This window comes from Streptomyces antibioticus, assembly GCF_002019855.1.
Taxonomy (GTDB): Bacteria; Actinomycetota; Actinomycetes; order Streptomycetales; family Streptomycetaceae; genus Streptomyces; species Streptomyces antibioticus_B.
Genome location: NZ_CM007717.1, coordinates 2,756,533 through 2,782,806, shown reverse-complemented (window position 1 = coordinate 2,782,806; position 26,274 = coordinate 2,756,533). Strand labels below are relative to the sequence as shown.

Below are 26,274 nucleotides of genomic sequence, written 5' to 3'. Positions count from 1 at the left end.
TTTCTGAACTTCTCCGCACAGAATCCCGGGACGGAACCATGATTTTTGGCAGGGGCACCTCACGAATGTTGAGGGGTGCGAGACAACTGCAAGGCGGCAGACTGCTCGTGCAGTCGCTGGCCCTGGCGCTGATCGTGCCCCTGGGCGCGGCCCAGGTGGCTCAGGCCGCCGCGGATCCCGGTGGCCTCGGACGTCCGGACGTGCCCAAGTCCCGCGTGAGCAAGGTCGAGGAGTTCGACGGCCCAGGCGCGAAGGCGGCCCGCGAACGGGTCGCGAGGGAGAAGAAGGCCAACAAGACGCAGGCTGAACGTGCCCGTAACGAGCAGCAGGCGACCTGGCCGCGGCAAGGCGAAGCGACATTCCGTCTTGCCGCGGGTGAGAAGGCCGCTGCCCAGCCGGGCGGCGTTCCCGTCACTCTCCGTCCTTCACCCGGCTCCAAGTCCCCCGCTGACGCCAAGGCCCGCGTCACCGTGCTGGACCAGAAGACCGCCCGCGCGGCGGGCATCACCGGCGTCATGCTCAGCATTGACGCGGACGTCGCCGACAAGGCTGAAATCGCCGTCGACTACGGCAGTTTCGCCTCCGCCGTGGGTGGCGGCTGGTCCCAGCGACTCCGTCTCGTCCAGCTCCCCGCCTGTGTCCTGACGACGCCCGAGAAGGCGGAGTGCCGCACGCAGCGACCGCTCGCATCGGAGAACGATTCCGCGCTCCACGCCGTGACGGCCGAGGTCCGCCTCGCCGAAACCCCGGTCGGCCCCTCACCTCAGCTCCGAACGGCCGCCGACAGCACCTCCGGCACCGTACTGGCCGTCACCGCCGCGGCCGCCGGCTCCGGGGAGTCGTCCACCGGCACCGGAAACTACTCCGCCACGCCGCTGTCGGAGTCCTCGTCCTGGGAGGCGGGCGGCAGCTCCGGTTCCTTCACCTGGTCGTACGACTTCACGGTGCCGCCGGCAGCAGCGGGGCCACAGCCGCCCCTGTCCCTGTCGTACGACTCGGGCAGCGTCGACGGCCGCACGGCCACGTCCAACAACCAGGGCACGTCCGTCGGTGAAGGCTTCGGGCTCACCGACTCCTTTATCGAACGCAGCTACGGCTCCTGTGATGACGACGGTCATGACGATGTCTTCGACCTGTGCTGGAAGTACGACAACGCCCGCCTGGTCCTCAACGGCAGGTCCACACGGCTGGTCAAGGACGACGACAGCGGACAGTGGCGGCTGGAGAACGACGACGCCTCCACGGTGACCCGGTCCACCGGCGCGGACAACGGCGACAACGACGGCGAGCACTGGACCGTCACCACCGACGACGGCACTCGCTACGTGTTCGGCCTGAACAAGCTGGACGGCGCGGACACGCAGCGCACCGACTCCGTCTCCACGGTCCCGGTGTTCGGTGACGACTCCGGTGAACCCGGTTACTCCGGCGGTGACTCCTTCGGCGACCGTGCGCTCACGCAGGCATGGCGGTGGAACCTCGACTATGTCGAGGACACGCGCGGCAACGCGGCCACGTACTGGTACACGAAGGAGTCGAACCACTACAAGAAGAACAAGTCCGAGACCGCCAACGCCTCCTACACCCGCGGCGGTTATCTGAGCCGCATCGAGTACGGCCTGCGCAAGGGCGCTCTCTTCACCGACAAGGCCGACGCGAAGGTCACCTTCGGATACGCCGAACGCTGCACCGCGTCCGACTGCTCCAGCCTGACCAAGGACACCGCCGACAACTGGCCGGACGTGCCCTACGACGCGATCTGCTCGAAGGACGACGACGACTGCGACGGGGGCGGTCCGACCTTCTTCTCCCGCAAGCGGCTCACCGGAATCGACACCTTCTCCTACAACGCGACCAGCGGTGTCTATGACCCGGTGGACTCCTGGGACCTGGTCGAGGAGTACCTGGACGGCGGGGACATCGGTGACACGTCCGACCAAGTGCTGACGCTGAAGTCGATCAAGCGCACCGCCAAGGCCGGCACCACCGCCATCGCGATGAACCCGGTCACGATCACCTATCAGATGCGCCCCAACCGCGTCGACGCCACCGACAACATCCTTCCTCTGACCCGGCCGCGCATCTCCACCATCACCTCCGAGACCGGTGCCATCACCACCGTCACGCTCTCCGGCGAGGAGTGTGTGCGCAGCCAGGTCCTGAACGCGGCGCCGGACACCAACACCCGTTCCTGCTACCCGCAGTTCTGGCACATCAACGGCTCCACGAACGCCTCCATCGACTGGTTCCACAAGTACCGGGTACTGGCCGTCCTCGTCTCCGACCCGACCGCTGTCAACGAGAGCGTCGAGCACGCCTACACCTACAGCGGCGCGGCCTGGCACTACAGCGACGACCCGTTCACGAAGACGGACGAACGCACCTGGTCCGACTGGCGGGGCTACGCCCAGGTCACGGCGTGGACCGGTGCCACCGACGTGACCCGCTCCAAGACGGTCTCCCTCTATCTCCAGGGCATGCACGGCGACCGCAAGCGCGACGGGACGACGAAATCCGTCTCCGTCGACCCGCTGACGGCGCCTGCGCTCGGCGCGGAGGCGATCACCGACAAGGGTGAGTACGCCGGACAGTTGCGTGAGCAGGTCACCTACGACGGCTCCACCGCCGTCTCCGCGACGATCAACGATCCCTGGTCGCAGGAGACCGCCAAGCAGACACCGCCCGGAGCCGGGGCACATGTCGCTCGCTTCGTCCGCACGAAGAAGGTGCACAACTACACCTATCTGACGGCATCGAAGACCTGGCGTGAGCGGCTGACGAGCACATCGTTCGACAGCTTCGGCATGCCCGTCACCGTGGAGGACGCCGGACAGGTCGGCAAGTCCTCGGACGAGACCTGCACTCGCACGTGGTACGCCCGGAACACCGGCCTCGGCATCATCAACCCGGTCTCTCGCACCCGCACCGTCGCCCGCACCTGCGCCACGGCCGACACCTCGCTCGCCCTGCCCCTGTCCATGGATCCGGCGAAGCCCGCGCGGGGCGACGTCCTCGCGGATGTCAGCACCGTCTATGACACCGCGAACGCCACCGGCTGGTCGGCCACCCAGAAGCCGACCAAGGGCCTGCCGACCTGGACCGGCCGCGCCACCGGCTACGCCGCCACAGCGGACGCGGGCGGCGACCGGCTCCCCAGCGGCTGGCAGAGGCTCTCCGCCACCAGCTACGACAGCCTGGGACGACCGCTCAGCGTCAACGACGCCTCCGCCAACCCGCCCACGTCCGTCGCCTACACCCCCGCCGATGCCGGTCCCCTGACCCGGACCGTCACCACCGACCCCAAGACGTACAAGACGACGAGCTTCCTCGACCCGCGCCGCGGTCAGCCGCTGCGCGTCTACGACGTCAACCTCAAGAAGACAGAGCTGACGTACGACGCCCTCGGCCGTCTGACCCAGGTGTGGCTGCCCAACCGCACCACCGGCCAGCCACCGAACCAGAAGTTCGACTACCACCTGAACACCGCCAAGCCCTCCTGGGTCTCCGTCTCGACCCTGAAGAAGGACGGCGAGACCTACAACACGACCTACACGCTCTACGACGCACTCCTGCGCCCTCTACAGACCCAGTCGCCCACACCCGAAGGCGGCCGCCTGCTCACGGACACGCGCTACGACACCCGTGGCCTGGCCTACGAGACCTACAGCGACATCTTCGACAACACCGCCACGCCCAACACGACGTACACCCGTGCCGAATACGGTGAGGCTCCGACCCAGACCCAGACGGTCTTCGACGGCGCCGGCCGCGCCAGGGTGAGCACGCTGTACACCTACGGGGTCAAGAAGTGGTCCACGACGACGAGTTACACCGGTGACTCCGTCGCGACCACCGCCCTCGAGGGCGGCTCCGCGCAGCGCACCATCACCGACGTCCGTGGCAAGACGCTGGAGACCCGTGAGTACGCGGGCGTGAGCCCCGCCGACGCCGCCTACGGCGACGGAACCGGCGCGGTCTACACGAGCACCGGCTTCACCTACGAACTCGACGGCCAGAACAAGACGATCACCGGGCCGGACAAGGCGACCTGGACCTACGTCTACGACCTCTTCGGCCGCCAGGCGATCACCACCGATCCCGACAAGGGGACCACGGTCACCGAGTTCGACGAACTCGACCGGCCCGTCAAGTCCACCGATTCCCTCGGCACTTCGGTCCTGACCGCATACGACGTGCTCGGACGGGTCACCGGCACCTGGAAGAACACGAAGACGGACGCCAATCAGCTCACCGGCCATGTCTACGACACCCTTCTCAAGGGTCTGCCCACCTCCTCCACCCGCTACGTCGGGGGAGTGGCCGGTGACGCGTACACCCAGGCCGTCACGGCGTACGACAGCCTCGATCGCGCCACGGCCACCGAGCTGCAACTCCCGGCGAACGACGCCTTCGTGAAGGCGGGGGCACCGGCCAAGCTGACGTTCGAGACGTACTACAACCTCGACGGGACCCTGAAGCAGAACAAGGAGCCGGCCGTCGGCGGTCTGGCGTCCGAGATCCTGGACTACGGCTACGACGCCCTCGGCAACGTGACCTCCGTCGGCAGCGCGACCGGCTATCTGCGCGACGTCGACTACTCGGCTCTGGCCCAGCCGAAGCTCCTGACCATGGGTCCCGGCGGCAGCGGCAACAAGAACGTCTACATCGGCAACGACTTCGAAGCAGGCACCGGCCGTCTGACCCGCAGTTTCGTCACCGACGAGACCCACGGCTACATGCTTCAGGAGCTCAACTACACCTACGACCAGGCGGGCAACGTCACCGCCATCAGCGACCCGGCCACCCTCGGCGGCACGGGCTCCGCGGAAACCCAGTGCTTCGCCTACGACGGACATCGGCGCCTCGTCGAGGCTTGGACCCCGGCCTCGCAGAAGTGTTCCGACGCGCAGAGCGCGTCGAGCCTGTCCGGGCCGGCCCCTTACTGGTCGTCCTACTCGTACAACGACGCGGGTCAGCGGACCAGTGAGACGGTCCACAGCAGCACCGGTGACACCAAGACGACGTACTGCTACACCAGCACCACGCAGAAGCACGCCATGACCGGCACCACGACCAAGGCCGACTGCTCCAGTCCGGAGCGCAAGTACGACTACGACGCGGCCGGCAACACCTGGCACCGTCCCGGCAAGTCGGGTACGCAGACCCTGGACTGGTCGCCCGAAGGCAGAATCAGCAAGCTCACCGAGAACGGCGTGGCGACCGATTACCTGTACGCCGCCGACGGCAGCCTGCTGATCCGCAACACGCAGAACGGCGAGCGTGTCCTCTACGCCGGTGCCACCGAACTCCACCTCCGTGCCAACGGCACCCTGTGGGCCCAGCGCTACTACGGTGCCGGCGGCGTCAACGCCGCGCTGCGTTCCAACCAGACCGGCACCAACAAGGTCACCTACCTCACCGGCGACCAGCACAACACCTCCTCGCTGGCCATCAACCAGGACGTCGGCCAGACCTTCACCAAGCGCTACACCACCCCCTTCGGCGCCGACCGCGGAAAGCCGCTCTTCGGGCCTTGGCCCGATGACAAGGGGTTCCTCGGCAAGACGCGAGACGCGACAACGGGCCTGACCCACGTCGGAGCCCGCGAATACGACCCGGAAATCGGCCAGTTCATCAGCGTCGACCCGCTACTGCAGGCCGACATCCCGCAGACCCTCAACGGCTACAGCTACGCCGCACAGAACCCGGTCACCCAGACGGACCCCAGCGGCCTGGGCCTGGCCTGCGGCGCCCAGTTCGACGTCGCCTGCCCGAACCGCCCCGACGGCACCCCCGGCAACGGCCGCCCCGGCGAGGCCGCCAAGCCCATGTACAACTGCCCGAGCTTGAGCAACCCGCAGTGCCCGGGGTACACGGGGGGCACTGCGAGCTCGGACCCCGTCTCACCCGCTATGGCTGCCGCTGCCGACGCCGCTGCCGACGCCGTTGCAAATAGGACCCCAGCCGATCTCTCCGGTCTGTGTGGTGTTGATGTAAGCAGCGGGTGCGATGCGGAGTTCCGTTGGCAAGTCCGTCATGACTACATGGAGATGACAGTCCTCGACGACTACTTTAATTGCACCGTCTATCATGATCAGAAAGCCTGCGATGTTGCCGGATCGGCATTTTCGTCAGGCGGCGGAACTTGGGCTGCCAGCTTCTTCTTTGCCGCTTCTCATCGCCTACAGGAACGGTTCTTGAACCGAGCTGAGAGCTACGCCGGTAGCAAGGCAGCCAAGGCGGGGGTTGACGCAGCGCTCGCAAGCAAACTCTGGAGCAAGAACAAGGCAGGGTTGGTGGGAGTTCTAAGGATTGGGGACGGCGGACCACAGTTTCTGACCTCAGTCAGCGGAGCTCGGAATAATCGTAAAGGTGTTGTGCCCGACGTTGGCACGGATGGCAACCCGGTGCGCTACAAGGCAATCGCGACTGGTAATAACCTCCGGAACAACGATACCGAATATAAAATGCTGACGTATATTGCAAACCAGCTCGGTGCACCCTCGAATGTCCCCGGCAGCCTCACGCTGCACTCAACCCAGCCCGCCTGCTTTTCCTGTACATCAGTAATTGGGCAGTTCGCGCAGGAATTTCCGAACATTCGCATCAACTACTCGTCCGGAAGCTAGGGTAGAATTTGGGTTAGCATTGCAATGGGGCGTCGATCGACGTCGGCGCCCCATTGGTTATTTCGTAGAGTGGAGGTAGCTGTGATGGATGTCGAGCCGTGGACGCCGACGCATCAGGCGGTTGAAACCAACGATTATGAGGAACTTGCCGCACTTCTTGATGCGGGAGCCGATCCGAACGAGGTCTGCTTCGGGATGACGCTGCTTGCGCACGCCATCGAGCTCGAAGGGGACTCAACGCTTCAGTCCGGCTATCGACTGCATGCCGCGGTCACTGCGATCGTCCTGGCTTATGGCGCTGACCCGGAATTGGTTTCGCGTAACGATCAAACCCCCATGGAAATCGCGGAAGAGTATGACCACGAACCGGCTAAGCGTCTGTTGCGGAACTTTTTGAAGCGAGGTCGAGTCCAGACAAGTGGGCAGTAGGGGGTAGATTTCGTGCACAAGCCATCACCCTTTTGGGAGATCGCCACGCTGGTGGTCGGGGAGGAAGTTCCTGGAGTTACGTTTTCCGTTTTTATCGGCGATGGAGACGATGCTGCGGAAAACGGATACTACTTCGGTTTTCGGCGTTTTTTGAATGAGTACCCAGACGATCAGAATGTGAGGAACGGGACGGATAGTTACTGTGTTGTGAACGAGAGTGGGGGAGTTCACTACGGTGGGCTAAGGGGAGTTTCATTGGCACCTGGTCTTCTGGTTCTGAGCTTCAATGAGGAATCCGCTGAGGTGCTGGGTTTGCCCTCCGCTGTCATCCCGTTGAGGATTTCATCAGGAGTCGACCTGGACGGGTTGCGAGCGGGACTCCGTCGCGTTCTCACGTATGGGAACCCTCAAAAATTCCCTCGGCTCAATCTCGGGTGAGTGAGCTGCGGCGAGAGGTGGAAATGGGCGGGGTGGGATAGCTGTGGTTTCGTTTGATGTGGGTGGGGGGCGGGAGCCCTGGGTGGTTTTTGGGGTGGAGGGGGCGGGGGTGGTTCTTCGGCAGGTTGAGGGGCTGGAGGGCAGAGGTGGGCGGGTGGTTGACTTTTGGGCTCGGGATCTTTGTCGGGAGGAGGATTTGTTTCGGGCGTTCGCTGAGCGGCTGAGGTTTCCGGGTTACTTCGGGTGGAACTGGGATGCCGTCGTCGACTGTCTCGATGATCTGTGTGGGGACGTCACCGGCGGGGTCGGGGTGGTCGGTGTGATCCATGACGCCGATTCGTTGATTGACGCGGACCATCTCCAGGTTTTCGTTTCTGTGCTTTGTCAGGGTGCGGCGCGGGCCAATTCTCACGTGGATCTGGATGGGGAACCGCTCTATCGGCCCGCCATTTCTCAGCACTTCGTCTTCCTGGTGAAGGATTTCGATGCCGAGGAGATCGTCGGGAAGATTCAGCATCCCGATCTTGTCGTCGCGCAGGACGGGGAGTTCGTCACGGTCACCTTGGACCCTGACGTTTGGTTCTCCTGATCAGCGGTCAGTTCGCACCAGACCCTTTTTCCGCCGGTCGGTGTCGGCTTCACGCCCCACTTGTCGGTCATCGCGGTCAGGAGGAGCAGGCCCCTGCCTCCCTCCGCGTCCGGGGGCGACTCGGCCGGCTTCGCCGGTAGTTGGGTGTAGGCGTCTGTCACCTCCAGCCTGACTCCGTTCCGTTGTTTCCGGAGGAGGAACGTGCAGCGGCGGTCCGGGACGTGGCGGAAGACGTTCGTGGTCAGTTCCGTCGCCGCCAACTCCGCGGCTTCCGTCAGGTGTTCCATGTTCCAGTCCGTCAGGAACGCCCGCACGATCCTGCGGATGTGGCGGGGCGTGTGCTCGCCGATCGTCAGCGTCATGCGGTACTGCGTCGCCACCGGCGATGCGTAGATGGAGGGGAAGTATCCGTTCACGGGACGAGCGTGACCTGTGGCGACTACCGTGGGCTACCGGTTGAATGCAACCTGTTCCGTCGTAGAGGGGGACCCCACGTGACCCACATCAACGTCCTCGACCCGGGCGCCTCACCGCTCGACTACTACGGCTTCGAGCTGCGGAGATTGAGGGAGGCAGCCAACCTCACCCAGCGTCAGTTGGGCGACGTGCTGAATTACACCGGTTCGCTGGTCGGGCAGATCGAGACCGCGAGGAAGGTCCCGACGGTTGAGTTCAGCGAGCGCCTGGATGCGGCGCTGGTGACTGGTGGGCTCTTTTCGCGGCTCCTGACACTGGTGATGCGCAGTCAACTTCCGGCCTGGTTTCAGCAGGTGGCCGAGTTGGAAGCGCGGGCCGTCGAGATCTGCTCCTTCCAGACGCACATGGTGCTCGGCCTGCTCCAGACGCCCGCGTACGCGCGCAGTGTGCTCGGTGCCGTGCACAAGACCGACCTCGACGACCGCACCGCGGTCCGGCTGGCACGGCAGAGGGTTTTCGAGAAGGACGAGCCGCCGGTGTTCTGGGCTGTCCTCAGCGAGGCTGCGCTCCTGTTGGAGATCGGCAGCCGAGACACCATGCGCGGTCAACTTGCCCACCTGTTGACCCTTGAGGAAGACCCGCGGATCAACATCCAGGTGCTGCCCTACTCATCTGGCCCGCACGCGGGACTGACCGGCTCGTTCGACCTCTACCGCTTCGCTGGCGACCCGACCATTCTCTACACCGAGAGTTACGGGAGTGGGCACCCAACGGCCAATCCAGACACCGTCAAGGACTGCTCGCTCCGTTACGATCATCTTCGGGCCGCCGCGCTCTCGATCAAGGACTCGGCGGAGCTGATCCGACGTGTGATGGAGGACCGCTATGGAGCCCAAGTGGCGTAAGTCGTCGTATAGCAGCGACCAGGGGGGCCAGTGCGTCGAGGTCACCGACACCCCCACCGCCATCGCCATCCGTGACTCCAAGAACCCGGCGGGACCGATCCTCACCCTCGACCCCGCCGCGTTCTCCGAGTTTCTTTCCTGGGCTACAGACGCTGGATGATCGTCCCCGTCGCCAGCGCGCCGCCCGCGCACATCGTGATCAGGGCGAACTCCTTGTCGCGGCGCTCCAGTTCGTGGAGGGCCGTGGTGATGAGGCGGGCGCCGGTCGCGCCTACGGGGTGGCCGAGGGCGATGCCGCCTCCGTTGACGTTGACCTTGTCCAGCGACTGTTCGAAGACCTGGGTCCAGCTCAACACCACCGACGCGAACGCCTCGTTGATCTCGACCAGGTCGATGTCCTTGAGAGACATGCCCGCCTTGCCGAGTACCGTGCGCGTCGCGTCGATCGGGCCGTCCAGGTGGTAGTGGGGGTCCGCCCCCACCAGCGCCTGGGCGACGATCCGAGCCCGGGGCTTCAGTTTCAGGGCGCGGGCCATCCGTTTCGATGCCCACATGATCGCCGCCGCGCCGTCGCTGATCTGGGACGAGTTGCCGGCCGTGTGGACCGCCGTCGGCATGATGGGTTTCAGGCCCGCCAGCGCCTCGGCCGACGTGTCGCGCAGGCCCTCGTCGCGGTCGACCAGGCGCCACATGCCCTGGCCCGCCGCCTGTTCGTCCTCCGTGGTCGGGACCTGGACGGCGAACGTCTCCTTCTTGAAGCGTTCCTCCGACCAGGCCACCGCCGCGCGGGACTGGGAGAGCAGGCCGAGGCGGTCGACGTCCTGGCGGGTCAGGCCGCGGCGCCTGGCGATACGTTCCGCCGCCTCGAACTGGTTCGGCAGGTCCACGTTCCACTCGTCGGGGAACGGCTTTCCGGGGCCGTGCTTCGAGCCCGAGCCGAGCGGAACCCGGGACATCGCCTCCACCCCGCACGAGATGCCCACGTCGATCACGCCCGCGGCGATCATGTTCGCCGTCATGTGCGACGCCTGCTGCGAGGACCCGCACTGGCAGTCGACCGTGGTCGCCGCCGTCTCGTAGGGCAGGCCCATGGTCAGCCAGGCCGTCCTCGCGGGGTTCATCGACTGTTCGCCGGCATGGGTCACCGTGCCGCCGACGATCTGCTCGACCGCGTCGGCGGGGATGCCGGTGCGGCCCAGGAGTTCGCGGTAGGTCTCGCCCAGGAGGTAGGCGGGATGCAGATTGGCGAGCGCGCCACCGCGCTTGCCGATGGGGGTGCGGACTGCTTCCACGATCACGGGTTCGGCGGCCATGGGTGCGGATCCTCCTCCGAGGAACTAGTACGTGTTCTAGTTCTTCCGAGCAGTCTGCGGACGTGATGTGCGTCACCGCAAGGGTCTTGCAGCCTTCGGCACCCTGAACTACCTTCGCGGCAGCCTGTTTCTGATGAACCGTCAGATGGAACGTTCGATGGCTGGAGCCGCCCATGCCCTGTCCAGCGCTTCCCGACGGGTTCGACTTCACCGACCCCGACCTGCTGCATCACCGCGTCCCCCACCCGGAGTTCGCCGAGCTGCGCCGCGCCGAACCGGTCCGCTGGATCCCCCAGACGGGCAACGCCGCCGGTTTCCAGGACGAGGGGTACTGGGCCGTCACCCGGCACGCCGACGTGAAGTACGTCTCCACCCACCCCGAGATCTTCTCCTCCTACCTCAACACCGCGATCATCCGCTTCAACGAGCACATCCAGCGCGACTCCATCGACGCCCAGCGGCTGATCCTGCTCAACATGGACCCGCCCGAGCACACGCGCGTACGGCAGATCGTGCAGCGCGGCTTCACACCCCGGGCCGTACGGGCGCTGGAGGGGCGGCTGCGGGAGCGGGCGCGGGCCATCGCCGAGGGCGCCCGCGCGCACGACGGCCCCTTCGACTTCGTCACCCAGGTCGCCTGCGAACTGCCCCTCCAGGCCATCGCCGAGCTGATCGGCGTACCCCAGGACGACCGGGCCAAGATCTTCGACTGGTCCAACAAGATGATCGCCTACGACGACCCCGAGTACGCCATCACCGCCGAGGTCGGCGCGATCTCCGCCGCCGAGCTGATCTCGTACGCCATGAACATGGCCGCGGAGCGGAAGCGGTGCCCCGCCCACGACATCGTCTCCACGCTGGTGGCCGCCGAGAACGAGGGCAACCTCAACTCCGACGAGTTCGGCTTTTTCGTGCTCATGCTCTCCGTCGCCGGGAACGAGACCACCCGCAACGCCATCACGCACGGCATGCACGCCTTCCTCACCCACCCCGAGCAGTGGGAGCTGTACAAGGCCGAGCGGCCCGCCACCGCCGCCGAGGAGATCGTGCGCTGGGCCACCCCCGTCGTCGCCTTCCAGCGGACCGCCACCCAGGACACCGAACTCGGCGGCAAGCTGATCAGGAAGGGCGACCGGGTCGGGCTCTTCTACGCCTCCGCCAACCACGATCCGGAGGTCTTCGACCGGCCCGACCTCTTCGATGTCACCAGGGATCCGAATCCTCACCTCGGATTCGGTGGCGGCGGGCCGCACTTCTGCCTCGGCAAGTCCCTCGCCGTACTGGAGATCGACCTCATCTTCAACGCCGTCGCCGACGCCCTGCCCGGACTGACCCTGGTGGAGGACCCGCGACGGCTGCGGTCCGCCTGGATCAACGGGGTGAAGGAGCTGAGGGTCAGCGCCAGGCCCTAGGTGACGAAGTCGCTGCGGCTGACCGTGGTCGTGGAACCGTCCTCCCGCTGCACCGTGTACTCGACCTTGGTGATCGTGCCGGGGGTGGGCGTGACGGGCGCGGTCAGCCTCAGCAGGTCGCGCATCTCGGTGTCGTTGAACACGACGTGGTCGCCCACCTGGTAGTCCGGCATGGTCATGGTCGTGGTCCTTCACTCGTCGTCCGGCGGGGCGCGGGGCGCGGGGTGCGGGGCGCGTGTACGCGTGTCGCGTGTACCCGTACCGCGCCACGCCGTACGGCATGCCCGCAATCCCTCGCTCGGATGAGTCCCCGCTCGGATGGGTCCCCGCTCGGTTCAGTCGCGGCCGGAGGCGGTCACGGCCAGGACGCCGGAGGCCGCCGCCGCGACGAGCAGCGGGAGCGCGACCCCGTGGTGGATCACCAGCCACGCGCCCAGCACGGCGCCGACGAACATCGCGACCACCGCCGCCGCGCGGCGCGGTGTGCTGCGGCCCGTGCCGCCGCCCGCGTGCGAGTCGGAGGCCAGGCCGGTCAGGGTCATCGTCACGACGGTCGTCGTCGAGAGATCGCGGACGGCTAGTTTGCGGACGGTCGCGTTGCGCAGCCCCATCGCGAACGCGGTGAGGGCGATGACCGCGTAGATCCGGCCGGGGGTCGCGTATGCCACGGCGGACGCGCCGGCCAGCAGGAGCGCCTCGACGGCGAGCGTCGCACGGGCCCCTGTACGGCGGGAGTCGCCCACGCGCCGGATCAGCCGGCCGCCGGCCGCCGCGCCCACCAGGAAGCAGGCGAGCGAGATCGCGGTGTGCCGGACGGTGAAGCCGGGGGCGCCGGCGGCGGCGAAGCCGAGCATGACGACGTTTCCGGTCATGTTCGCGGTGAAGACATGGCCGAGGCCGAGGAAGCTGACGGCGTCGATCAGGCCGCTCACCAGGGTGAGGCCGAGGAGGACGGGGACGAGGCGCACGCCCCGCGCCTCGGGGTCCTTCGAGGGCTCCGTGGTCATCCGGTCAGTGGATCACGCGAGGGGGCGGAAACGCCGAAACGGCGGCCCCGGGGGCGGGGGCGCCGTTGTCATGCGTCATGCGTGGTGGTGCTGTGTGGCTGGGTTGGCTCAGTACCAGCCGTGGGACTGCCAGAAGTTCCAGGCGGCGACGGGGCTGCCGTAGCGGGAGTTCATGTAGTCGAGGCCCCACTTGATCTGGGTGGCGGGGTTGGTCTTCCAGTCGGAGCCGGCAGAAGCCATCTTCGAGGCGGGCAGGGCCTGGACCAGGCCGTAGGCGCCGGAAGAGGAGTTCGTGGCCTTGACGTTCCAGCCGCTCTCGTGGCTGACGATGTTGGAGAAGGCCTTGTACTGCGCGGCGTCCGGGATCATCTTGTGCGCGATCGCCTGAGCGCTGGACGCGGACGACGTCGCCGCGTGGGCCGGGGCCGCGGTCATGGCGATGCCGGCGGAGGCAGCGACCAGGGCGACGGCGGTGACGGCCTTCTTCGGGCTGGCGATGCGACGGATGACAGAGACGGACACAGAGAACCTTTTTCTTCGGGGACGTTGCCATCGCTCGCATGCAAGTCACGTGGTGGTGTCTGCATGCGTCGGCGCCGAGGCCCGGGGGCTTGTCGGCGCCGTGCGACGTCATCCAGATAAGCACCCCGGACAGGCGTCCGCAATGACCCCTTTTGCTAGTTGTGGTCGTATTCGCCGACCTGACCGTCTCTGTGAGCTGGCTCTCAATGTGCAGGTCAGAGGCCGTTATGGCATGCTCATGGCGTCCGAAATGTCCTACTGGGATGGTTAGTAGGTGATGTGGGTCATGTGGGGTGCTTCACCGGTCAACGGTCCTCGAACGTGACCGCGGTCTCGAACGCCGCCCGCCGGGTCGCTCTGCGTAGCGCCTTCAGCACGTACGGGCCGAGGGTCAGGGTCAGGACGACCGTCACCAGCGCCCGGCCCAGGTCCCAGCCCAGCGAGGTCGCCACGCAGTACGCGATGAACCGGGCCAGGTTCGCGGGCACCGCCGCGTCCGGGTCGAAGGCGATGTGCGAGGCCAGCGTCCCCATGAAGGGCCAGCCCGCCATGTTCATCGCCGTGCCGTAGGCGAAGGCGGCGAGGAAGCCGTACGCGGCGAGCAGGACGAGTTCCGTACGGCCGCGCAGGCCCGACCGGCCGGGCAGCAGGCCCGCGCCCATCGTGAACCAGCCCATCGCGAGCATCTGGAACGGCATCCAAGGCCCTACCCCGCCCGTGAGCAGGGCGGACGCGAACATCGTCACCGAGCCGAGGACGAAACCGAAGCCCGGTCCGAGGACCCGGCCGCTGAGCACCATCAGGAAGAACATGGGCTCGATGCCGGCCGTACCCGCGCCGATCGGCCGCAGGGCGGCGCCCGTCGCGGCCAGCACGCCCAGCATGGCGACGGCCTTCGCGCCGAGACCGGACTCGGAGATCGTCGCCGCGACCACCGCGACGAGGAGCACCAGCAGGCCCGCGAAGAGCCAGGGCGCGTCCTGGGCGTGGGCGTTCAGGGTGGAGGCGGGCGGGGCGAGGAACGGCCACGTGAACGCGATCACCCCGACCGCGCTGACCAGGGCCAGGGAGAGCAGGGAGCGGGGGCCGAGCCGTACGGCGCTCATGCGAGGGCCTCCCGGACCTGGGCGACGGTGAGCCACTCCTGCGGGGCGAGGATCTTCGTGACCTGCGGCGCGAAGGAGGGGGACGACACGACCACCTCCGCGGTCGGGCCGTCGGCGATCACCTCGCCCTCGGCGAGCAGGACGACCCGGTGGGCCAGCTCGGCGGCGAGTTCCACGTCGTGCGTGGCCAGGACGATCGCGTGTCCGGCCGCGGCCAGCTCCCGCAGTACGGCGACCAGACGGGCCTTCGCCGCGTAGTCCAGGCCGCGGGTCGGCTCGTCGAGGAGGAGCAGCGGTGGGCGGGCGGTCAGGACGACGGCCAGGGCGAGGGTGAGGCGCTGGCCCTCGGAGAGGTCGCGGGGGTGGACGTCGTCCGCGATGCCGGGGAGGAGACCGGAGACCAGGGCGCGGCAGGTGCCGGGTTCCGCCTGCGCGTCCCGGTCGGCGGCCGCGCACTCACCAGCGACCGTGTCGGCGTACAGCAGGTCACGGGGTTCCTGCGGGACGAGACCGACCCGGCGGACCAGGTCCCGGGGCGAGGTGCGGTGCGGGGTGACCCCGCCGACCTCGACCGTCCCGGCGGACGGCTCGACGAGCCCCACCAGGGTGGAGAGCAGGGTGGACTTCCCGGCCCCGTTCCGCCCCATGAGCGCCACGGTCTCCCCGGCGACGAGGGTGAGCCCGATGCGGCGCAGCGCCTGGACGTGGCCTCGGCGGACGGAGAGGGCGTGGACTTCGGCGGCGGGGGGTGCGGGGGTCGCGGGATCTGTGGGGGCGTGCGCCGGCGGCTGCCCGGGGGTCTTGGCCCGGCTGCCGTCCCGGCCGCGACCGGTGAGCTTCCCGAAGAGGCGCCACCGGGGGGCGGCGACGGGGCGGGTCGCGGGCGCAGGGGACGGAGACACGATGGCGGACGGCGTCGGCTCGACGGCTTCGCCGCCGGAGGAGGGGTCGGCGGCAGGGGCGGTGACGGCGGCAGTGGCGGTGACGGCGGCAGGGGTGCCGCCGCTTGCCGGGCCGACGCCGGTGGCCGGGCCGGGGGCGTTGGTCGCGTCGGCGGTGGTGGTCGGGACGCCGGTGGCTCGGGTGTGCTCGCTCACCGGGGTCGGCGGGGTCGCCGGGTCTGCGGGGGTGGCTGGGGCGTCGGCGGATACCGGGGTGGTGCCGGTCGGGTGGGCAGCGGCGGTGGCTGGACCGTCGGCGGTCATCGGATCTGCGGCGATGGCCGGGCTCGCGGTACTCGCTGGGTCCTCGCCGGTTGCCGGGTCTGTGGCGTTGGTCGGGCGGGCGGCCGTCGCCGAGGCGGTGGCGGTGGCGGTGGCCGGGCCTGCGGTGGTTGCTCGGCTGGCGGTGCTTGCCGGGCCCGTGCCGGTCGCCGGAGCCGTGGGGCCCGTGCCGGTCGCCGGAGCCGTGGGAGTGGTCCAGGTGCCGGCCGTCGTAGGGGCTGCCTGGGGCTTCCCGCCGGTCGGGGTCAGGACAGCCAGGCGTTCCCGGAGATCCGTGGCGCGGCGGCGGGCGTCGCGGACTGTGAGGGGGAGCGGGGTCCAGTGGGCCAGGCGGCCCAGGGCCACCACCGGGGGGTAGACCGGGGAGACGGACATCATGTCCGCCGGGGTGCCCAGGAGCGGGGGTGTGCCGGGGGACGGGAGGAGGGCCACCTGGTCGGCGTACTGGAGGACGCGTTCCAGGCGGTGTTCCGCGAGCAGGACTGTCGTACCGAGGTCGTGGACCAGGCGGAGGAGGACGGCGAGGACCTCTTCCGCGGCCGCCGGGTCCAAGGCGGACGTCGGTTCGTCGAGGACGAGGACCCGGGGGTGCGGGGTGAGCACCGAGCCGATCGCCACGCGCTGCTGCTGGCCGCCGGAGAGCGTGGCGATGGGGCGGTCGCGCAGGGCGGCGAGGCCGAGCAGGTCGAGGGTCTCCTCGACGCGGCGGCGCATCACCTCGGGGGCAAGGCCCAGCGACTCCATGCCGTAGGCCAGCTCCTCCTCGACCGTGTCGGTCACGAAGTGGGACAGCGGGTCCTGCCCCACCGTGCCCACGACGTCGGACAGTTCACGCGGCTTGTGGGTGCGGGTGTCCCGCCCGGCGACCGTCACCCGGCCGCGCAGGGTGCCGCCCGTGAAGTGCGGCACGAGCCCGGACACCGTGCCCAGCAGGGTCGACTTGCCGACCCCCGACGGGCCCGCGAGCAGGACGAGTTCGCCCTCGGGGATGGTGAGGTCGACGCCGCGCACGGTCGGCTCGGAGGCGCCGTCGTACGTCACGGAGACGTTCTCGAAGCGGATCACGACGGCTCCTTGGGAGGCGCGGGGGCGAGGAACGCGGGCAGCAGCCCGAGGAGTACGGCCGCCGCGGGCCACACGGGCAGCGTGGGCGCCGTCAGCGGGACGACACCCGGGTGCAGGGCCTCCGGATCGGTGCCGGACGCGACGGTCAGCAGCGCGGCCACCGCGACACCGGACCCGGCGACCAGACACGCGCGGGGCGTCCAGCGGTCCGGACGGTAACGCGTGCGGGGGGAGCGGCGGCCGCCCAGCCGCAGCCCGGCCAGCGCCGCCGTCACACCGGCCAGGAGGAGCGGCAGGCCGTAGTCCGCCCCGGCCGCGGTGAGCAGCCCGTACGTGCCCGCGCAGATGCCGAGCAGACCGCCCAGGGTGAGCGCGGTCGTCGTACGGCGGACGGGGGCGGGGACGTCGGCGGTACGGCCGTACCCGCGCGCGTCCATCGCGGCGGCGAGGGCGACGGAACGCTCCAGCGCGCCCTCCAGGACCGGCAGGCCGACCTGGAGGAGGCCGCGCACCCCGCGGTCCGGACGGCCCCGCAGCCGGCGCGCGGCCCGCAGCCGCTGGACGTCGGCGATCAGGTTCGGCGCGAAGGTGAGCGCCACGACCACGGCCACGCCCGTCTCGTACAGCGCGCCGGGCAGCGCCTTGAGCAGGCGGGACGGGCTCGCGAGGGCGTTCGCGGAGCCCACGCAGACCAGCAGCGTGGCGAGGCGCAGACCGTCGTAGAGGGAGAACAGGACCCCCTCGGCGGTCACCGCGCCGCCCAGCCGGATGCCCTGCGCCCACTCCGGCAACGGGACCTCGGGCAGCGTCACGATCACATGCGTGCCGGGGACCGGGGAGCCCAGCGCGACGACGAACACCAGCCGGATGACGAGGACGGCGAGGGCCAGCTTCAGGAACGCCGAGTAGGAGCGCGCCCAGGGCGTGGGCGGGCGGCAGGTCGTGACGACGTACGCGGAGGTGGCCAGGAGCAGGGCGAGGAGGAGCGGGTTGGTGGTGCGGGTGGCGGCGGTGCCGAGCGCCAGCGCCCACAGCCACCAGGCGGCGGGGTGCAGGGGGGTGCCCTGCGCTCGCACCGGCTCCTGGCGCACCGCCCCGCCGCCGGGGCGGCCGTCGTCAGCCATTCCTCCGCCGCCGTGCCTGCCAGACCGCCGCGCCCGCCAGTACGGCCACGACCGCGCCGCCCGCGATCAGGCCCACGGACGGGCCGGAGCCGTCGTCGTCCCGCTGTTCGCCCTTGGCGGTGGGCGTGCCGTCGGAGGACACCTGCTCCCCGCAGCCCGTCCGGGGGTAGCCCGCGATCGCGCAGAGCATGGCGGAGGTGTCGTAGCGCAGGGGCTTGGCGACCGAGGCGAGGGCCTCGGCCGTGGTCGCGTCGGGGGAGACCCGGGCGCAGGCCGAACGGGCCGCGGGCGGGGTTTCGCCGGACGGGGCGTCCGCCGCCGTACCGAAGTCGATGACCAGGGCGACCCGCTTCGTCCCGTCCTTCGCGGGCGTCCGCGCGCAGATCGCGTCGAACGACGCTGCGCCGCGCGGCTGGTCCGCGTCGGAGGAGTCCGCGCTGACCGCGAACCGGAAACCCTGGACGTCGCCGTCGGAGGGGCGCGCGGTGGACGGCCCCTGGGTGGCGTAGACCCAGCGGTCGCCGGACCGGTCCCAGAAGGACCAGTACCGGTAACCGGCCGCCTGCGCCTGGGCGGGGACCAGGAGCAGCAGCGCCAGCGCCAGGAGCAGGACGCGCGCGGCGGCGCGGCGGCGACAGGGGTGGAGGGATCGCCCGGGCGTCACGACTGCCGCCGCTTCCGGCCGCGGACCATGAGGACGAAGCCGATGGCCGCGCCGACGAGGAGACCGCCGCCGATGGTGTACGCGGGGCTCAGACCCTTGTCGTCGTCCTTCTTCTCGGCGGACGCCGTGCTCTGGTCCTTCTTCTCCACGGCCTTGGGCGCCGGCCCGGTCGCGTTCAGCAGCTTGACCAGGTCCTGTCCGCCGAAGTCCCGGGCGTCGGCGCCCCGGGCCGCGTTCGCGACGAAGACGAGCTGGGCGTAGGCGGCCGGGCCGCTGTCCTTCGCCCACTGCGCGAAGTTGCCCTCCAGCCAGCGCAGGGGCGCCTCGGCCTGGTCGTTCAGGCCGGTGGAGGACAGGGCGACGATCGCGTCGGCGGTGTTGCCGTAGTCGGGCTGGTCCTCGGCGCCGGGCAGCGCGGACGTGAGGTGGCCGTCCTTCGCCATGGCCTCGGCGAGCCAGCCGGCTCCGTTCGCGGCGCCCTTCTCGGGCTCCTTGGAGGCGTCGAAGGCCGTGCAGGCGGCGGGGGAGGCGGAGTCGTCCTGGCGGCTGCCGGTCAGCGGCTCGCCGAGCAGGCCGAGCACGGCCGCCGCGGTCGCGTCCGCGTTGGCCGCCAACTCGCCCTTCTTGCCGGGCTGGTAGGCGAACGCGCCCGCGTCCTTCCCGTCGCACGGCAGGGCGAGCGTGTGCAGGGCGTCGTAGGGGGACTTGCCGCCCTTGCGGAGGTTCGGCACGGTCTCGCCGCCCTGGGCGAGGGCACCGGCGACGACCGAGGTGGAGTTCGCGTCGCTGGCGCCGCCGGGGGTGTAGCCCCAGCCGCCGTCGGCGTTCTGGACGGACTTCAGCCAGGTCACGGCCTTGCGGACCTCGGCGTCGTGGTTGCCGAGCGCGGCCAGTGCCTGGGTCGCGGCGGCCGTGCTGTTGGTGTCCACCATCAGCTTGGCGTCGCAGGGCTTGCCGGCGTCGGCGCGGAACGCGGCGAACGCGCCGTTCGCGCACTGCTGTCCCGCCAGCCAGGCCACCGCCTTGTCGGCCGGGGTCACGCCCACCGACTCCTGGGCGAGCAGGGCGAGCGACTGGCGCCACACGCCGTCGTAGGTCGGGTCGGTGGTGCCGTAGAGGCCGTCGGGTATGGCCACCGACGGGGTGGGCGACGGGGCCGGTGACGAGCTTGCGGCGGCGGCCGGGCCGGCGCCCGCGAGCACGACGGCGGTGGCGGCCAGGGCCGCTGCGCGGTGACGGTACTTCATGATCGGCGGGTGCCTCTCCCGGTGGGGGAGCCAGGCAGCACGGGACACCCCGGCGGCTCGGCTCCGCATTCCTCGACGGTGCCGCGCGACGGCGGGCTCGCCGACGCGCATGAGCCGGTCACGATCCCGTACGCGGCGGTCCGGCTGGCCACGGGGTGGCTTCACGGTTGCGGGTCAGCGCCGGAATTGCACCGGCTTCCCCCCGTACGAGCGTGATACGACGCGGTCACTCTACCCGCAGGTAGCCGGGAGGCTGAGGGGCGGCTGTGCGGCCGGGCGGCTCGGGCGTAGGTTTCGGCGCATGAGTGCGACGGGGAGGGGGCCGGGCGTCCCGGGCAGACTGCTCGGTTCGGGCCGCACGGCCGACGTGTACGAGATCGACGAGGCGTGGGTGCTGCGCCGCGACCGGGCGGGGTACGGGGACGCGGCGGCGGAGGGGGCGCTGATGGCGCACGTCCGCGCGCACGGCTATCCGGCGCCTGCGGTACGGCCGTCGCCCGGTGCGCTCACCGATCTGGTGATGGAGCGGGTGGACGGGCCGACGATGGTGGAGGCGTTCGCGGCCGGTGCGCTGGACCCGGTGGAGGCGGGCGCGCTCCTCGCCCGGTTGCTGCGTGAGCTGCACGCCGTGCCGGGGCTGACCTCGCCCGACGCGCACGTCCTGCATCTCGACCTCCACCCCGAGAACGTCATCCTCTCGGTGGACGGACCCCGGGTCATCGACTGGGCCAACGCGGCGGAGGGCGACCCGGCGCTGGACTGGGGCACCTCGGCGGTGATCCTCGCCCAGGTCGCCGTCTCCGCCGAGCCGGTCGCTGCACCGGCGGGCGAGATGCTGGCGGCGCTGCTCGCGGACCCGTCCGCGCTCACGGGGGAGGGGCTGACGGAGGGCGGCCTGACGGAGGACGGCCTGACGGAGGCGCTGCGGCGGCGGGCGGTGAATCCGACGATGAGCCGGGAGGAGATCGAACTCCTGGGTGCGGCGGGGGAGTTGGTGCGGTCGGTGGCCGGTCTTTAGAGGAGTGGCGCCGGTCCGCCGCTTGGGAGGAACAGCGTGCGGGCCGCGAGGAGCCAGGTGCCGTCGGGGGTGCGGCGGAGGGTGTCCTCGTAGTGGCCGATGCGGATGTCGGGCTCGGTGGCGGGCGGGGCGGGGGGTTCGCTGCGGCGGGGGTCGTTGCGGGGTCCGGCGCCGACGGCGGCCGTACGGTCGTGTTCGACCCGGAAGGTCGTGAAGTACGAGGTCGCCGTCGCCGTGTCCGGGGAGACCACCTCGACGTGCACGGACGACATCAGGCTGCGGGTGTGCCGGTCGGCGGGGCGGGAGTCGAAGTGGGCGCGGAGCGCGGCGCGGCCGGTGATCCGCCGGTCGCCCTCCGGCCAGGTCCAGGTGCCGTCCTCGGTGAACAGCTCGGCCACGGAGGCGGGTTCATCGAGGTCCAGGCTCCGGACGAGGTCGAGGAGCAGGCGCCGGCAGGCTCGTTCGGCGAGGAGCTGCTCGATCGGGTCCATGGGCGATGCCACCAGGGGTGCCGGAACGGGTGCGAGGCGGTGTGCGGCGGTGCGGTTCGGGGCGTTCTGCGGGCACCGTACGGCGCGGGCGTGAACTCGGTGGATCGGCCGTGTGAACGCTGACGGCATCCGTGCCGGACCGTCGGTCAGGCCGCCACGTAGGTCACCGGTTCGCTGCCCGTCACCGCTTCTGCGCGCCCCAGTTTCACCAGGCGCCGCAGATGGGCCTCGGCCTCCGAGACCGCGATGTTCCTCGACCCGTAGGGGATCTGCGCCCAGGGCCGGTTCCACTCCATGCGCTCGGCGAGCTGCCAGGGGGTGAGGGGGGTGGAGAGCAGGGCGAGGAGTCCGGTGAGCCGGTCCTCGTGGTGTGTGAGCAGGTCCCGTACCCGGGCCGGGGCGTCGGTGAACGGGTGCTGGTGGGCCGGGAGGACCTCGGCGGGGGCGAGGCGGCCGACGCGTTCGAGGGAGTCGAGGTAGTCGCCGAGCGGGTCGGTGACGGTGGCGTCGTCGGGATCCTCGTACAGGCCGATGTGCGGGGTGATCTCGGGCAGCACATGGTCTCCGGAGAACAGCCGCCCATGGCCCGGCAGTCCACCCGGGTGCTCCTCCTCCAGGTGGAGACAGACATGGCCGGGGGTGTGCCCGGGGGTCCAGATCGCCCGCAGGCGGCGTCCGGGCAGGTCGAGCAGTTCACCGGGGACGATCTCCCGGTCGGGCAGGGCGGGGGCGAACCCGGGCAGGGCGCGGCGGGCGGTCCGCAGCGGCGCGACATGCTCCTCGGGGGCACCGGCGGCGGTGAGCTTGTTCGCCATGTACGTGTACCAGTGCTCGGGCCGCGTCTCCCGGGTCCGCCGCACGATCGAGGCGTCGGCGGCATGCATCGCCACCCAGGCCCCGGACGCCTCCCGCACCTTGCCGGAGAGCCCGTGGTGATCGGGGTGGTGGTGGGTGATGACGACGCCGTACACCTCACCGACGCCACCCGCACCGCACGCTGCGAGCCCGTCGACCAGGACATCCCAGGCCCCCGGATCGTCCCACCCGGTGTCGACCAACACGGGCCCACGGTCGGTGTCGACGACGTACACGAGGGTGAAGCCCAGGGGATTGTCCGGAATGGGAACCCGCAGCGAACGCACCCCACCGCCATGGTCGTACGCCCGGACCTGACCCCGACTGCTCACCATCTGCCCACTATAACGAGAACGAGTTCCAATGGGTGCCCGAGTCGACCGTCGACTGTTCCCGACGCCTAACTAGCCCCACAGGAATGCCAGTCGGAGTCCGGCGGAACCTCGTCGTCGCTCGTGGCCAGGGCGAGGTCCGTCGCATGGACACTGTCGCCCCGCGCCACCCGCACCTTGAGGACACCGGCCGTCCAGCCCTCGAACTTCAGCGCGTAGACGGTGCGTTGGGTATCAGCCTTGCCGTTCACCCGGATCTCCCGGAACTCCACCGGTGCGCCGCCGCAGGTGACGGTCCGGATGGTCTCGCGGTCGGCGGCGACGAGCAGAACGTATCCGCCCGGTGAACCGAAGTCCGTTTCGTAGAGGCGGATCAGCTTCGGGGTGCGGCTGAAGGGCTTGGTGGACTCATGGCACTGCACGGTGTGGTGGCTGGGGTCGTATATCGCGATGCAGTAGCGCCCGTCCGCTGTCGACCAGAAGAACGCGGTGCTCTGCGGGTACGCGCCGACCACGCTCAGCCCCTCGCCGTCAGGGGCTTTGGTGCCCGTGGCGATCTTCGTCAACACCTGCTGCCGATGCGACTCGACCCGCTCCCGCGCCTGTTCCCGTGCCGACGGCCCGGACGGCCCGGACGGCCCGGACGGCCGCACCGACGCCGTTGACGACGAGCTGCGTTCGGGATCCTTCGCCGCGCCCCCGCCCTGCGAGCACGCCGCTAGAACGGTCGCGACCGCCGCCGCCCCCACAGTCCTGGCCCATATCCGTCGCCCCATGGCCCCCGCCCCCCGCTGTCGGATGCAGATCATCGTAGGTCGTCGCCGCGCCCTGGCTTAGTTCAATTAGAACTGGTATCAGTTCTGAAACACCGTCAGAAGCGAAGGCAGTGGACATGGCCGAGCTCGTGGAACACGGACAGTTGGTCATCGGGGGGAAGCTGACCGAACCCCTGGGTGAGGGTGTGATCGAGGTGGTCTCGCCGCATACCGAGGAGGTCATCGGGCGGGTGCCGCACGCCTCCGAGGGGGATGTGGACCGGGCCGTGGCCGTCGCGCGGCGGGCCTTCGACGAAGGGCCCTGGCCTCGGCTGTCCCTCGGCGAGCGGATCGCCGTCGTCGGGCGGATCAAGGACGCGATCGCCGTGCGGCACGAGGAGATCGCCCGGGTGATCTCCTCCGAGAACGGCTCCCCGTACTCCTGGAGCGTCCTCGCCCAGGCCCTCGGCGCGATGATGGTGTGGGACTCCGCGATCAAGGTCGCCGAGGGATTCCCGTACGAGGAGCGGCGCGACGGCGTCCTCGGGAAGATCCTCGTGCGGCGCGAGCCCGTGGGCGTGGTCGCGGCCGTCGTTCCCTGGAACGTCCCGCAGTTCGTCGCCGCCGCCAAGCTCGCCCCCGCGCTGCTCACCGGCTGCACCGTGGTCCTCAAGCCGTCGCCCGAATCGCCCCTGGACGCCTACATCCTCGCCGACATCGCCCGCGAGGCCGGGCTGCCCGAGGGCGTGCTGTCGGTGCTCCCGGCCGACCGCGAGGTCAGTGAGTACCTGGTCGGGCACCCCGGCGTCGACAAGGTCTCCTTCACGGGCTCGGTCGCGGCCGGCAAGCGGGTCATGGAGGTCGCCGCCCGCAACCTCACCCGCGTCACCCTGGAGCTGGGCGGCAAGTCGGCGGCCGTCGTCCTGCCGGACGCGGACCTCGCCACGGCCGTCCCGGGCATCGTCTCCGCGGCCTGGATGAACAACGGCCAGGCGTGCGTCGCCCAGACCCGCATCCTGCTCCCGCGCTCCCGCTACGACGAGTTCGCCGACGCCTTCGCCGCAGCGGCGAGCGCGCTCGTGGTCGGCGACCCGCTGGACCCCGCCACCCAGGTCGGCCCCCTGGTCGCCGAACGGCAGCGGCGCCGCAGCCTCGACTACATCCGCATCGGCCAGGAGGAGGGCGCCAAGATCCTCACGGGCGGCGGCCGTCCGCCCGGCCTGGAACGCGGCTGGTACGTCGAACCCACCCTCTTCGGCGACGTCGACAACTCCATGCGCATCGCCCGCGAGGAGATCTTCGGCCCGGTGATCTGCCTCCTGCCCTACGGCGACGAGGACGAGGCGCTGAAGATCGCGAACGACTCCGACTACGGGCTGAGCGGCAGCGTCTGGACGGGCGACGTGGCCCACGGCGTCGACGTCGCCCGCCGGGTCCGTACCGGGACGTACTCCGTCAACACGTTCAGTCTCGACATGCTCGGACCGTTCGGCGGCTACAAGAACTCCGGTCTCGGGAGGGAGTTCGGGCCCGAGGGGTACTCCGAGTACCTGGAGCACAAGATGATCCACCTCCCGGCGGGCTGGGAGGGCTGAACCATGGGGGCGACTCCCCTGCGCGAGCAGCCGGGCGTGGGCGCGGGCGACCGCTGGCACGTCGAGGTCGACCGCTCCCTGTGCATCGGTTCCGCCCAGTGCCTCCACCACGCCCCGGACGGGTTCCGCCTCGACAGCGCCCGTCAGTCCCGCCCGGTCGACCCCGACACCGACGCCAGCGAACAGGTGCTGGCGGCGGCCGAGGGCTGCCCGGTGGAGGCGATCATGGTGACGCTGGCGGGGAGCGGCGAGCCCGTGTTCCCGCCGGAGGAGTAGAGGGGCCCGGAAGGACCGGCAGGGCTCACGCCCGCGGCTCCGTCACGTCGATCAGGCGGCACACCGTCTCGATGTCCACGCGGACCTGCGCGATCGAGGCCCGCCCCGAGAGCCAGGTGATCAGGGCCGAGTGCCAGGTGTGCTCGATGACGCGGACGGCGGAGAGCTGCTCGGGCGTCGGGTCCTCCAGGCCCATCGCGTCCAGGATGATCGCCGTCGTCTGCCGGGAGACCTGGTCGACCTCGGGCGAGACGCTGCGGTCGGCGAAGGTCAGCGCGCGGACCATCGCGTCGGCCAGATGCGGTTCGCGCTGGAGGGCGCGGAAGGCGCGCATCAGCGTCTCCGCGACCCGCTCCGCCGCCCGTTCGCCGGTCGGGGGCTTGCGGCGCAACGTGCCGTGCATGTGCTCCAGTTGGTCCTGCATGGTGGCGACCAGCAGATGCACCTTGGACGGGAAGTAGCGGTAGAGCGTGCCCAGCGCGACCTGGGAGGACTCGGCGACCTCCCGCATCTGCACCGCGTCGAAACCGCCCCGGCTGGCGAGCTGGGCGCTCGCGTGCAGGATGCGCCGACGGCGGGCCTCCTGCCGCTCGGTGAGCGGGGAGGGGCCCCCGGACCGGGTGGCGCCGAGAGCCGGGGAGGGGGTGGCGGCGGGCGCGGGGGAGGGAGCGGTGGCGGGGCGCTGGGTGCTGTCTTCCGCAGGCATGGGTCCTGTTCCGTGACAGTCGGTGAGGGCCGGTGATCACACAGCGGAAGGGCACGGCCCGCCGTGGCGTGAATCACCTGATCCACTGCTCACCGCGTCCCTACCTGCCGGTAGATTCAGAGCCTCCCGAACGATCAAGTCTGAAACTTGTTCTAG

General features: G+C 69.9%; 24 protein-coding genes and 1 riboswitch. Of the genes, 10 read left to right on the top strand and 14 right to left on the bottom strand.

The annotated features are described in order from the left end of the window. The first annotated feature begins 65 nt into the window (after positions 1-65). From AFM16_RS12335 to AFM16_RS12325, 4 genes are all read left to right on the top strand, one after another. Entirely contained in the window at positions 66-6,629 is a 6,564-nt protein-coding gene (locus AFM16_RS12335) for an RHS repeat-associated core domain-containing protein (protein ID WP_245177682.1), read from the top strand. 84 nt (positions 6,630-6,713) lie between these two features. Beyond that, positions 6,714-7,058 (top strand): ankyrin repeat domain-containing protein, encoded by a 345-nt coding sequence (locus AFM16_RS12330; RefSeq protein ID WP_078636918.1) that lies wholly within the window; start codon positions 6,714-6,716, stop codon positions 7,056-7,058. Between the two features lie 12 nt (positions 7,059-7,070). Continuing rightward, positions 7,071-7,496: an Imm10 family immunity protein gene (locus tag AFM16_RS40790; protein WP_107419066.1), complete on the top strand. Its 426-nt coding sequence runs from the start codon at positions 7,071-7,073 to the stop codon at positions 7,494-7,496. 43 nt (positions 7,497-7,539) lie between these two features. Beyond that, positions 7,540-8,085, top strand: coding sequence for a barstar family protein (locus AFM16_RS12325; RefSeq protein ID WP_306293470.1), 546 nt, complete (start codon positions 7,540-7,542; stop codon positions 8,083-8,085). Here the strand turns inward: AFM16_RS12325 and AFM16_RS12320 are convergent. Continuing rightward, entirely contained in the window at positions 8,007-8,501 is a 495-nt protein-coding gene (locus AFM16_RS12320) for an ATP-binding protein (protein ID WP_306293469.1), read from the bottom strand. The genes AFM16_RS12325 and AFM16_RS12320 overlap by 79 nt on opposite strands. A gap of 78 nt (positions 8,502-8,579) precedes the next feature. Here AFM16_RS12320 and AFM16_RS12315 point away from each other — a divergent pair, with 78 nt between their 5' ends. Both AFM16_RS12315 and AFM16_RS12310 read left to right on the top strand, forming a co-directional pair. Beyond that, complete coding sequence (locus AFM16_RS12315; RefSeq protein ID WP_078633331.1) at positions 8,580-9,407, top strand: helix-turn-helix domain-containing protein; 828 nt, start codon at positions 8,580-8,582, stop codon at positions 9,405-9,407. Continuing rightward, positions 9,388-9,567 (top strand): DUF397 domain-containing protein, encoded by a 180-nt coding sequence (locus AFM16_RS12310; protein ID WP_078633330.1) that lies wholly within the window; start codon positions 9,388-9,390, stop codon positions 9,565-9,567. The genes AFM16_RS12315 and AFM16_RS12310 overlap by 20 nt, the downstream gene beginning before the upstream one ends. Here AFM16_RS12310 and AFM16_RS12305 read toward each other — a convergent pair. Continuing rightward, positions 9,551-10,720, bottom strand: coding sequence for a steroid 3-ketoacyl-CoA thiolase (locus tag AFM16_RS12305; RefSeq protein ID WP_030796638.1), 1,170 nt, complete (start codon positions 10,718-10,720; stop codon positions 9,551-9,553). The two genes, AFM16_RS12310 and AFM16_RS12305, sit on opposite strands and share 17 nt — an antisense overlap. 173 nt (positions 10,721-10,893) lie before the next feature. Between AFM16_RS12305 and AFM16_RS12300 the strand changes: the two genes are divergently transcribed. Beyond that, a complete protein-coding gene (locus AFM16_RS12300) occupies positions 10,894-12,132 on the top strand; it encodes a cytochrome P450 (protein ID WP_030796635.1) in 1,239 nt (412 codons plus the stop codon). Here the strand turns inward: AFM16_RS12300 and AFM16_RS12295 are convergent. The 8 genes from AFM16_RS12295 to AFM16_RS12260 all read right to left on the bottom strand — a co-directional run bounded on the left by AFM16_RS12295 (position 12,129) and on the right by AFM16_RS12260 (position 20,090). After that, the gene (locus tag AFM16_RS12295) at positions 12,129-12,311 is read right to left on the bottom strand and encodes a hypothetical protein (protein WP_030796632.1); all 183 of its coding nucleotides are present in this window, start codon (positions 12,309-12,311) and stop codon (positions 12,129-12,131) included. The genes AFM16_RS12300 and AFM16_RS12295 overlap by 4 nt on opposite strands. 156 nt (positions 12,312-12,467) lie before the next feature. Then, positions 12,468-13,139, bottom strand: a complete 672-nt coding sequence (locus tag AFM16_RS12290; protein ID WP_078633329.1) for a YoaK family protein — start codon at positions 13,137-13,139, stop codon at positions 12,468-12,470. A 108-nt stretch (positions 13,140-13,247) separates the two neighbouring features. After that, entirely contained in the window at positions 13,248-13,661 is a 414-nt protein-coding gene (locus tag AFM16_RS12285; protein WP_078633328.1) for an aggregation-promoting factor C-terminal-like domain-containing protein, read from the bottom strand. Positions 13,662-13,966: 305 nt separating this feature from the next. Further along, on the bottom strand, positions 13,967-14,767 hold the full coding sequence (locus AFM16_RS12280) for an ECF transporter S component (protein WP_037877226.1): 801 nt from the start codon (positions 14,765-14,767) through the stop codon (positions 13,967-13,969). Then, a complete protein-coding gene (locus AFM16_RS39970; protein ID WP_078633327.1) occupies positions 14,764-17,055 on the bottom strand; it encodes an ABC transporter ATP-binding protein in 2,292 nt (763 codons plus the stop codon). The genes AFM16_RS12280 and AFM16_RS39970 overlap by 4 nt, the downstream gene beginning before the upstream one ends. After that, on the bottom strand, positions 17,052-18,179 hold the full coding sequence (locus AFM16_RS12270) for an energy-coupling factor transporter transmembrane component T (RefSeq protein WP_078633326.1): 1,128 nt from the start codon (positions 18,177-18,179) through the stop codon (positions 17,052-17,054). The genes AFM16_RS39970 and AFM16_RS12270 overlap by 4 nt, the downstream gene beginning before the upstream one ends. Then, the gene (locus AFM16_RS12265; RefSeq protein ID WP_179123267.1) at positions 18,172-18,843 is read right to left on the bottom strand and encodes an SCO2322 family protein; all 672 of its coding nucleotides are present in this window, start codon (positions 18,841-18,843) and stop codon (positions 18,172-18,174) included. The genes AFM16_RS12270 and AFM16_RS12265 overlap by 8 nt, the downstream gene beginning before the upstream one ends. Beyond that, positions 18,840-20,090: an SCO2321 family membrane protein gene (locus AFM16_RS12260; protein WP_078633325.1), complete on the bottom strand. Its 1,251-nt coding sequence runs from the start codon at positions 20,088-20,090 to the stop codon at positions 18,840-18,842. The genes AFM16_RS12265 and AFM16_RS12260 overlap by 4 nt, the downstream gene beginning before the upstream one ends. Before the next feature lie 135 nt (positions 20,091-20,225). After that, positions 20,226-20,345: riboswitch (cobalamin riboswitch) on the bottom strand. A gap of 46 nt (positions 20,346-20,391) precedes the next feature. Here AFM16_RS12260 and AFM16_RS12255 point away from each other — a divergent pair. Further along, on the top strand, positions 20,392-21,108 hold the full coding sequence (locus tag AFM16_RS12255) for a phosphotransferase (protein WP_078633324.1): 717 nt from the start codon (positions 20,392-20,394) through the stop codon (positions 21,106-21,108). On the opposite strand, the gene AFM16_RS12250 is transcribed toward AFM16_RS12255, so the two are convergent. The 3 genes from AFM16_RS12250 to AFM16_RS12240 all read right to left on the bottom strand — a co-directional run bounded on the left by AFM16_RS12250 (position 21,105) and on the right by AFM16_RS12240 (position 23,355). Next, positions 21,105-21,599: a nuclear transport factor 2 family protein gene (locus tag AFM16_RS12250; RefSeq protein WP_030797984.1), complete on the bottom strand. Its 495-nt coding sequence runs from the start codon at positions 21,597-21,599 to the stop codon at positions 21,105-21,107. The genes AFM16_RS12255 and AFM16_RS12250 overlap by 4 nt on opposite strands. 146 nt (positions 21,600-21,745) lie before the next feature. After that, a complete protein-coding gene (locus tag AFM16_RS12245) occupies positions 21,746-22,789 on the bottom strand; it encodes a Strvi_7410 family MBL fold metallo-hydrolase (protein WP_030797982.1) in 1,044 nt (347 codons plus the stop codon). Positions 22,790-22,854: 65 nt separating this feature from the next. Beyond that, positions 22,855-23,355 carry a hypothetical protein gene (locus tag AFM16_RS12240; RefSeq protein WP_143648347.1) on the bottom strand — a complete coding sequence of 167 codons (501 nt, stop codon included), beginning with the start codon at positions 23,353-23,355 and terminating at the stop codon, positions 22,855-22,857. A 323-nt stretch (positions 23,356-23,678) separates the two neighbouring features. Here AFM16_RS12240 and AFM16_RS12235 point away from each other — a divergent pair, with 323 nt between their 5' ends. Both AFM16_RS12235 and AFM16_RS12230 read left to right on the top strand, forming a co-directional pair. After that, positions 23,679-25,136, top strand: a complete 1,458-nt coding sequence (locus AFM16_RS12235; protein ID WP_078633322.1) for an aldehyde dehydrogenase — start codon at positions 23,679-23,681, stop codon at positions 25,134-25,136. A gap of 3 nt (positions 25,137-25,139) precedes the next feature. After that, positions 25,140-25,412 (top strand): ferredoxin, encoded by a 273-nt coding sequence (locus tag AFM16_RS12230; RefSeq protein WP_051781192.1) that lies wholly within the window; start codon positions 25,140-25,142, stop codon positions 25,410-25,412. 25 nt (positions 25,413-25,437) lie between these two features. On the opposite strand, the gene AFM16_RS12225 is transcribed toward AFM16_RS12230, so the two are convergent. Beyond that, entirely contained in the window at positions 25,438-26,118 is a 681-nt protein-coding gene (locus tag AFM16_RS12225) for a TetR family transcriptional regulator (protein WP_078633321.1), read from the bottom strand. Positions 26,119-26,274: the final 156 nt, after the last annotated feature.

Excerpts from the sequence above, each read along its gene's own strand:
- AFM16_RS12335 (WP_245177682.1), top strand. The coding sequence starts at position 66 with ATGTTGAGGGGTGCGAGACAACTGCAAGGCGGCAGACTGCTCGTGCAG.
- AFM16_RS12260 (WP_078633325.1), bottom strand. The coding sequence starts at position 20,090 with ATGAAGTACCGTCACCGCGCAGCGGCCCTGGCCGCCACCGCCGTCGTG.
- AFM16_RS12245 (WP_030797982.1), bottom strand. The coding sequence starts at position 22,789 with ATGGTGAGCAGTCGGGGTCAGGTCCGGGCGTACGACCATGGCGGTGGG.
- AFM16_RS12295 (WP_030796632.1), bottom strand. The coding sequence starts at position 12,311 with ATGACCATGCCGGACTACCAGGTGGGCGACCACGTCGTGTTCAACGAC.
- AFM16_RS12235 (WP_078633322.1), top strand. The coding sequence starts at position 23,679 with ATGGCCGAGCTCGTGGAACACGGACAGTTGGTCATCGGGGGGAAGCTG.
- AFM16_RS12305 (WP_030796638.1), bottom strand. The coding sequence starts at position 10,720 with ATGGCCGCCGAACCCGTGATCGTGGAAGCAGTCCGCACCCCCATCGGC.
- AFM16_RS12270 (WP_078633326.1), bottom strand. The coding sequence starts at position 18,179 with ATGGCTGACGACGGCCGCCCCGGCGGCGGGGCGGTGCGCCAGGAGCCG.
- AFM16_RS12230 (WP_051781192.1), top strand. The coding sequence starts at position 25,140 with ATGGGGGCGACTCCCCTGCGCGAGCAGCCGGGCGTGGGCGCGGGCGAC.
- AFM16_RS12250 (WP_030797984.1), bottom strand. The coding sequence starts at position 21,599 with ATGGACCCGATCGAGCAGCTCCTCGCCGAACGAGCCTGCCGGCGCCTG.
- AFM16_RS12330 (WP_078636918.1), top strand. The coding sequence starts at position 6,714 with ATGGATGTCGAGCCGTGGACGCCGACGCATCAGGCGGTTGAAACCAAC.
- AFM16_RS12290 (WP_078633329.1), bottom strand. The coding sequence starts at position 13,139 with ATGACCACGGAGCCCTCGAAGGACCCCGAGGCGCGGGGCGTGCGCCTC.
- AFM16_RS12280 (WP_037877226.1), bottom strand. The coding sequence starts at position 14,767 with ATGAGCGCCGTACGGCTCGGCCCCCGCTCCCTGCTCTCCCTGGCCCTG.
- AFM16_RS12300 (WP_030796635.1), top strand. The coding sequence starts at position 10,894 with ATGCCCTGTCCAGCGCTTCCCGACGGGTTCGACTTCACCGACCCCGAC.
- AFM16_RS12225 (WP_078633321.1), bottom strand. The coding sequence starts at position 26,118 with ATGCCTGCGGAAGACAGCACCCAGCGCCCCGCCACCGCTCCCTCCCCC.
- AFM16_RS12310 (WP_078633330.1), top strand. The coding sequence starts at position 9,388 with ATGGAGCCCAAGTGGCGTAAGTCGTCGTATAGCAGCGACCAGGGGGGC.
- AFM16_RS12255 (WP_078633324.1), top strand. The coding sequence starts at position 20,392 with ATGAGTGCGACGGGGAGGGGGCCGGGCGTCCCGGGCAGACTGCTCGGT.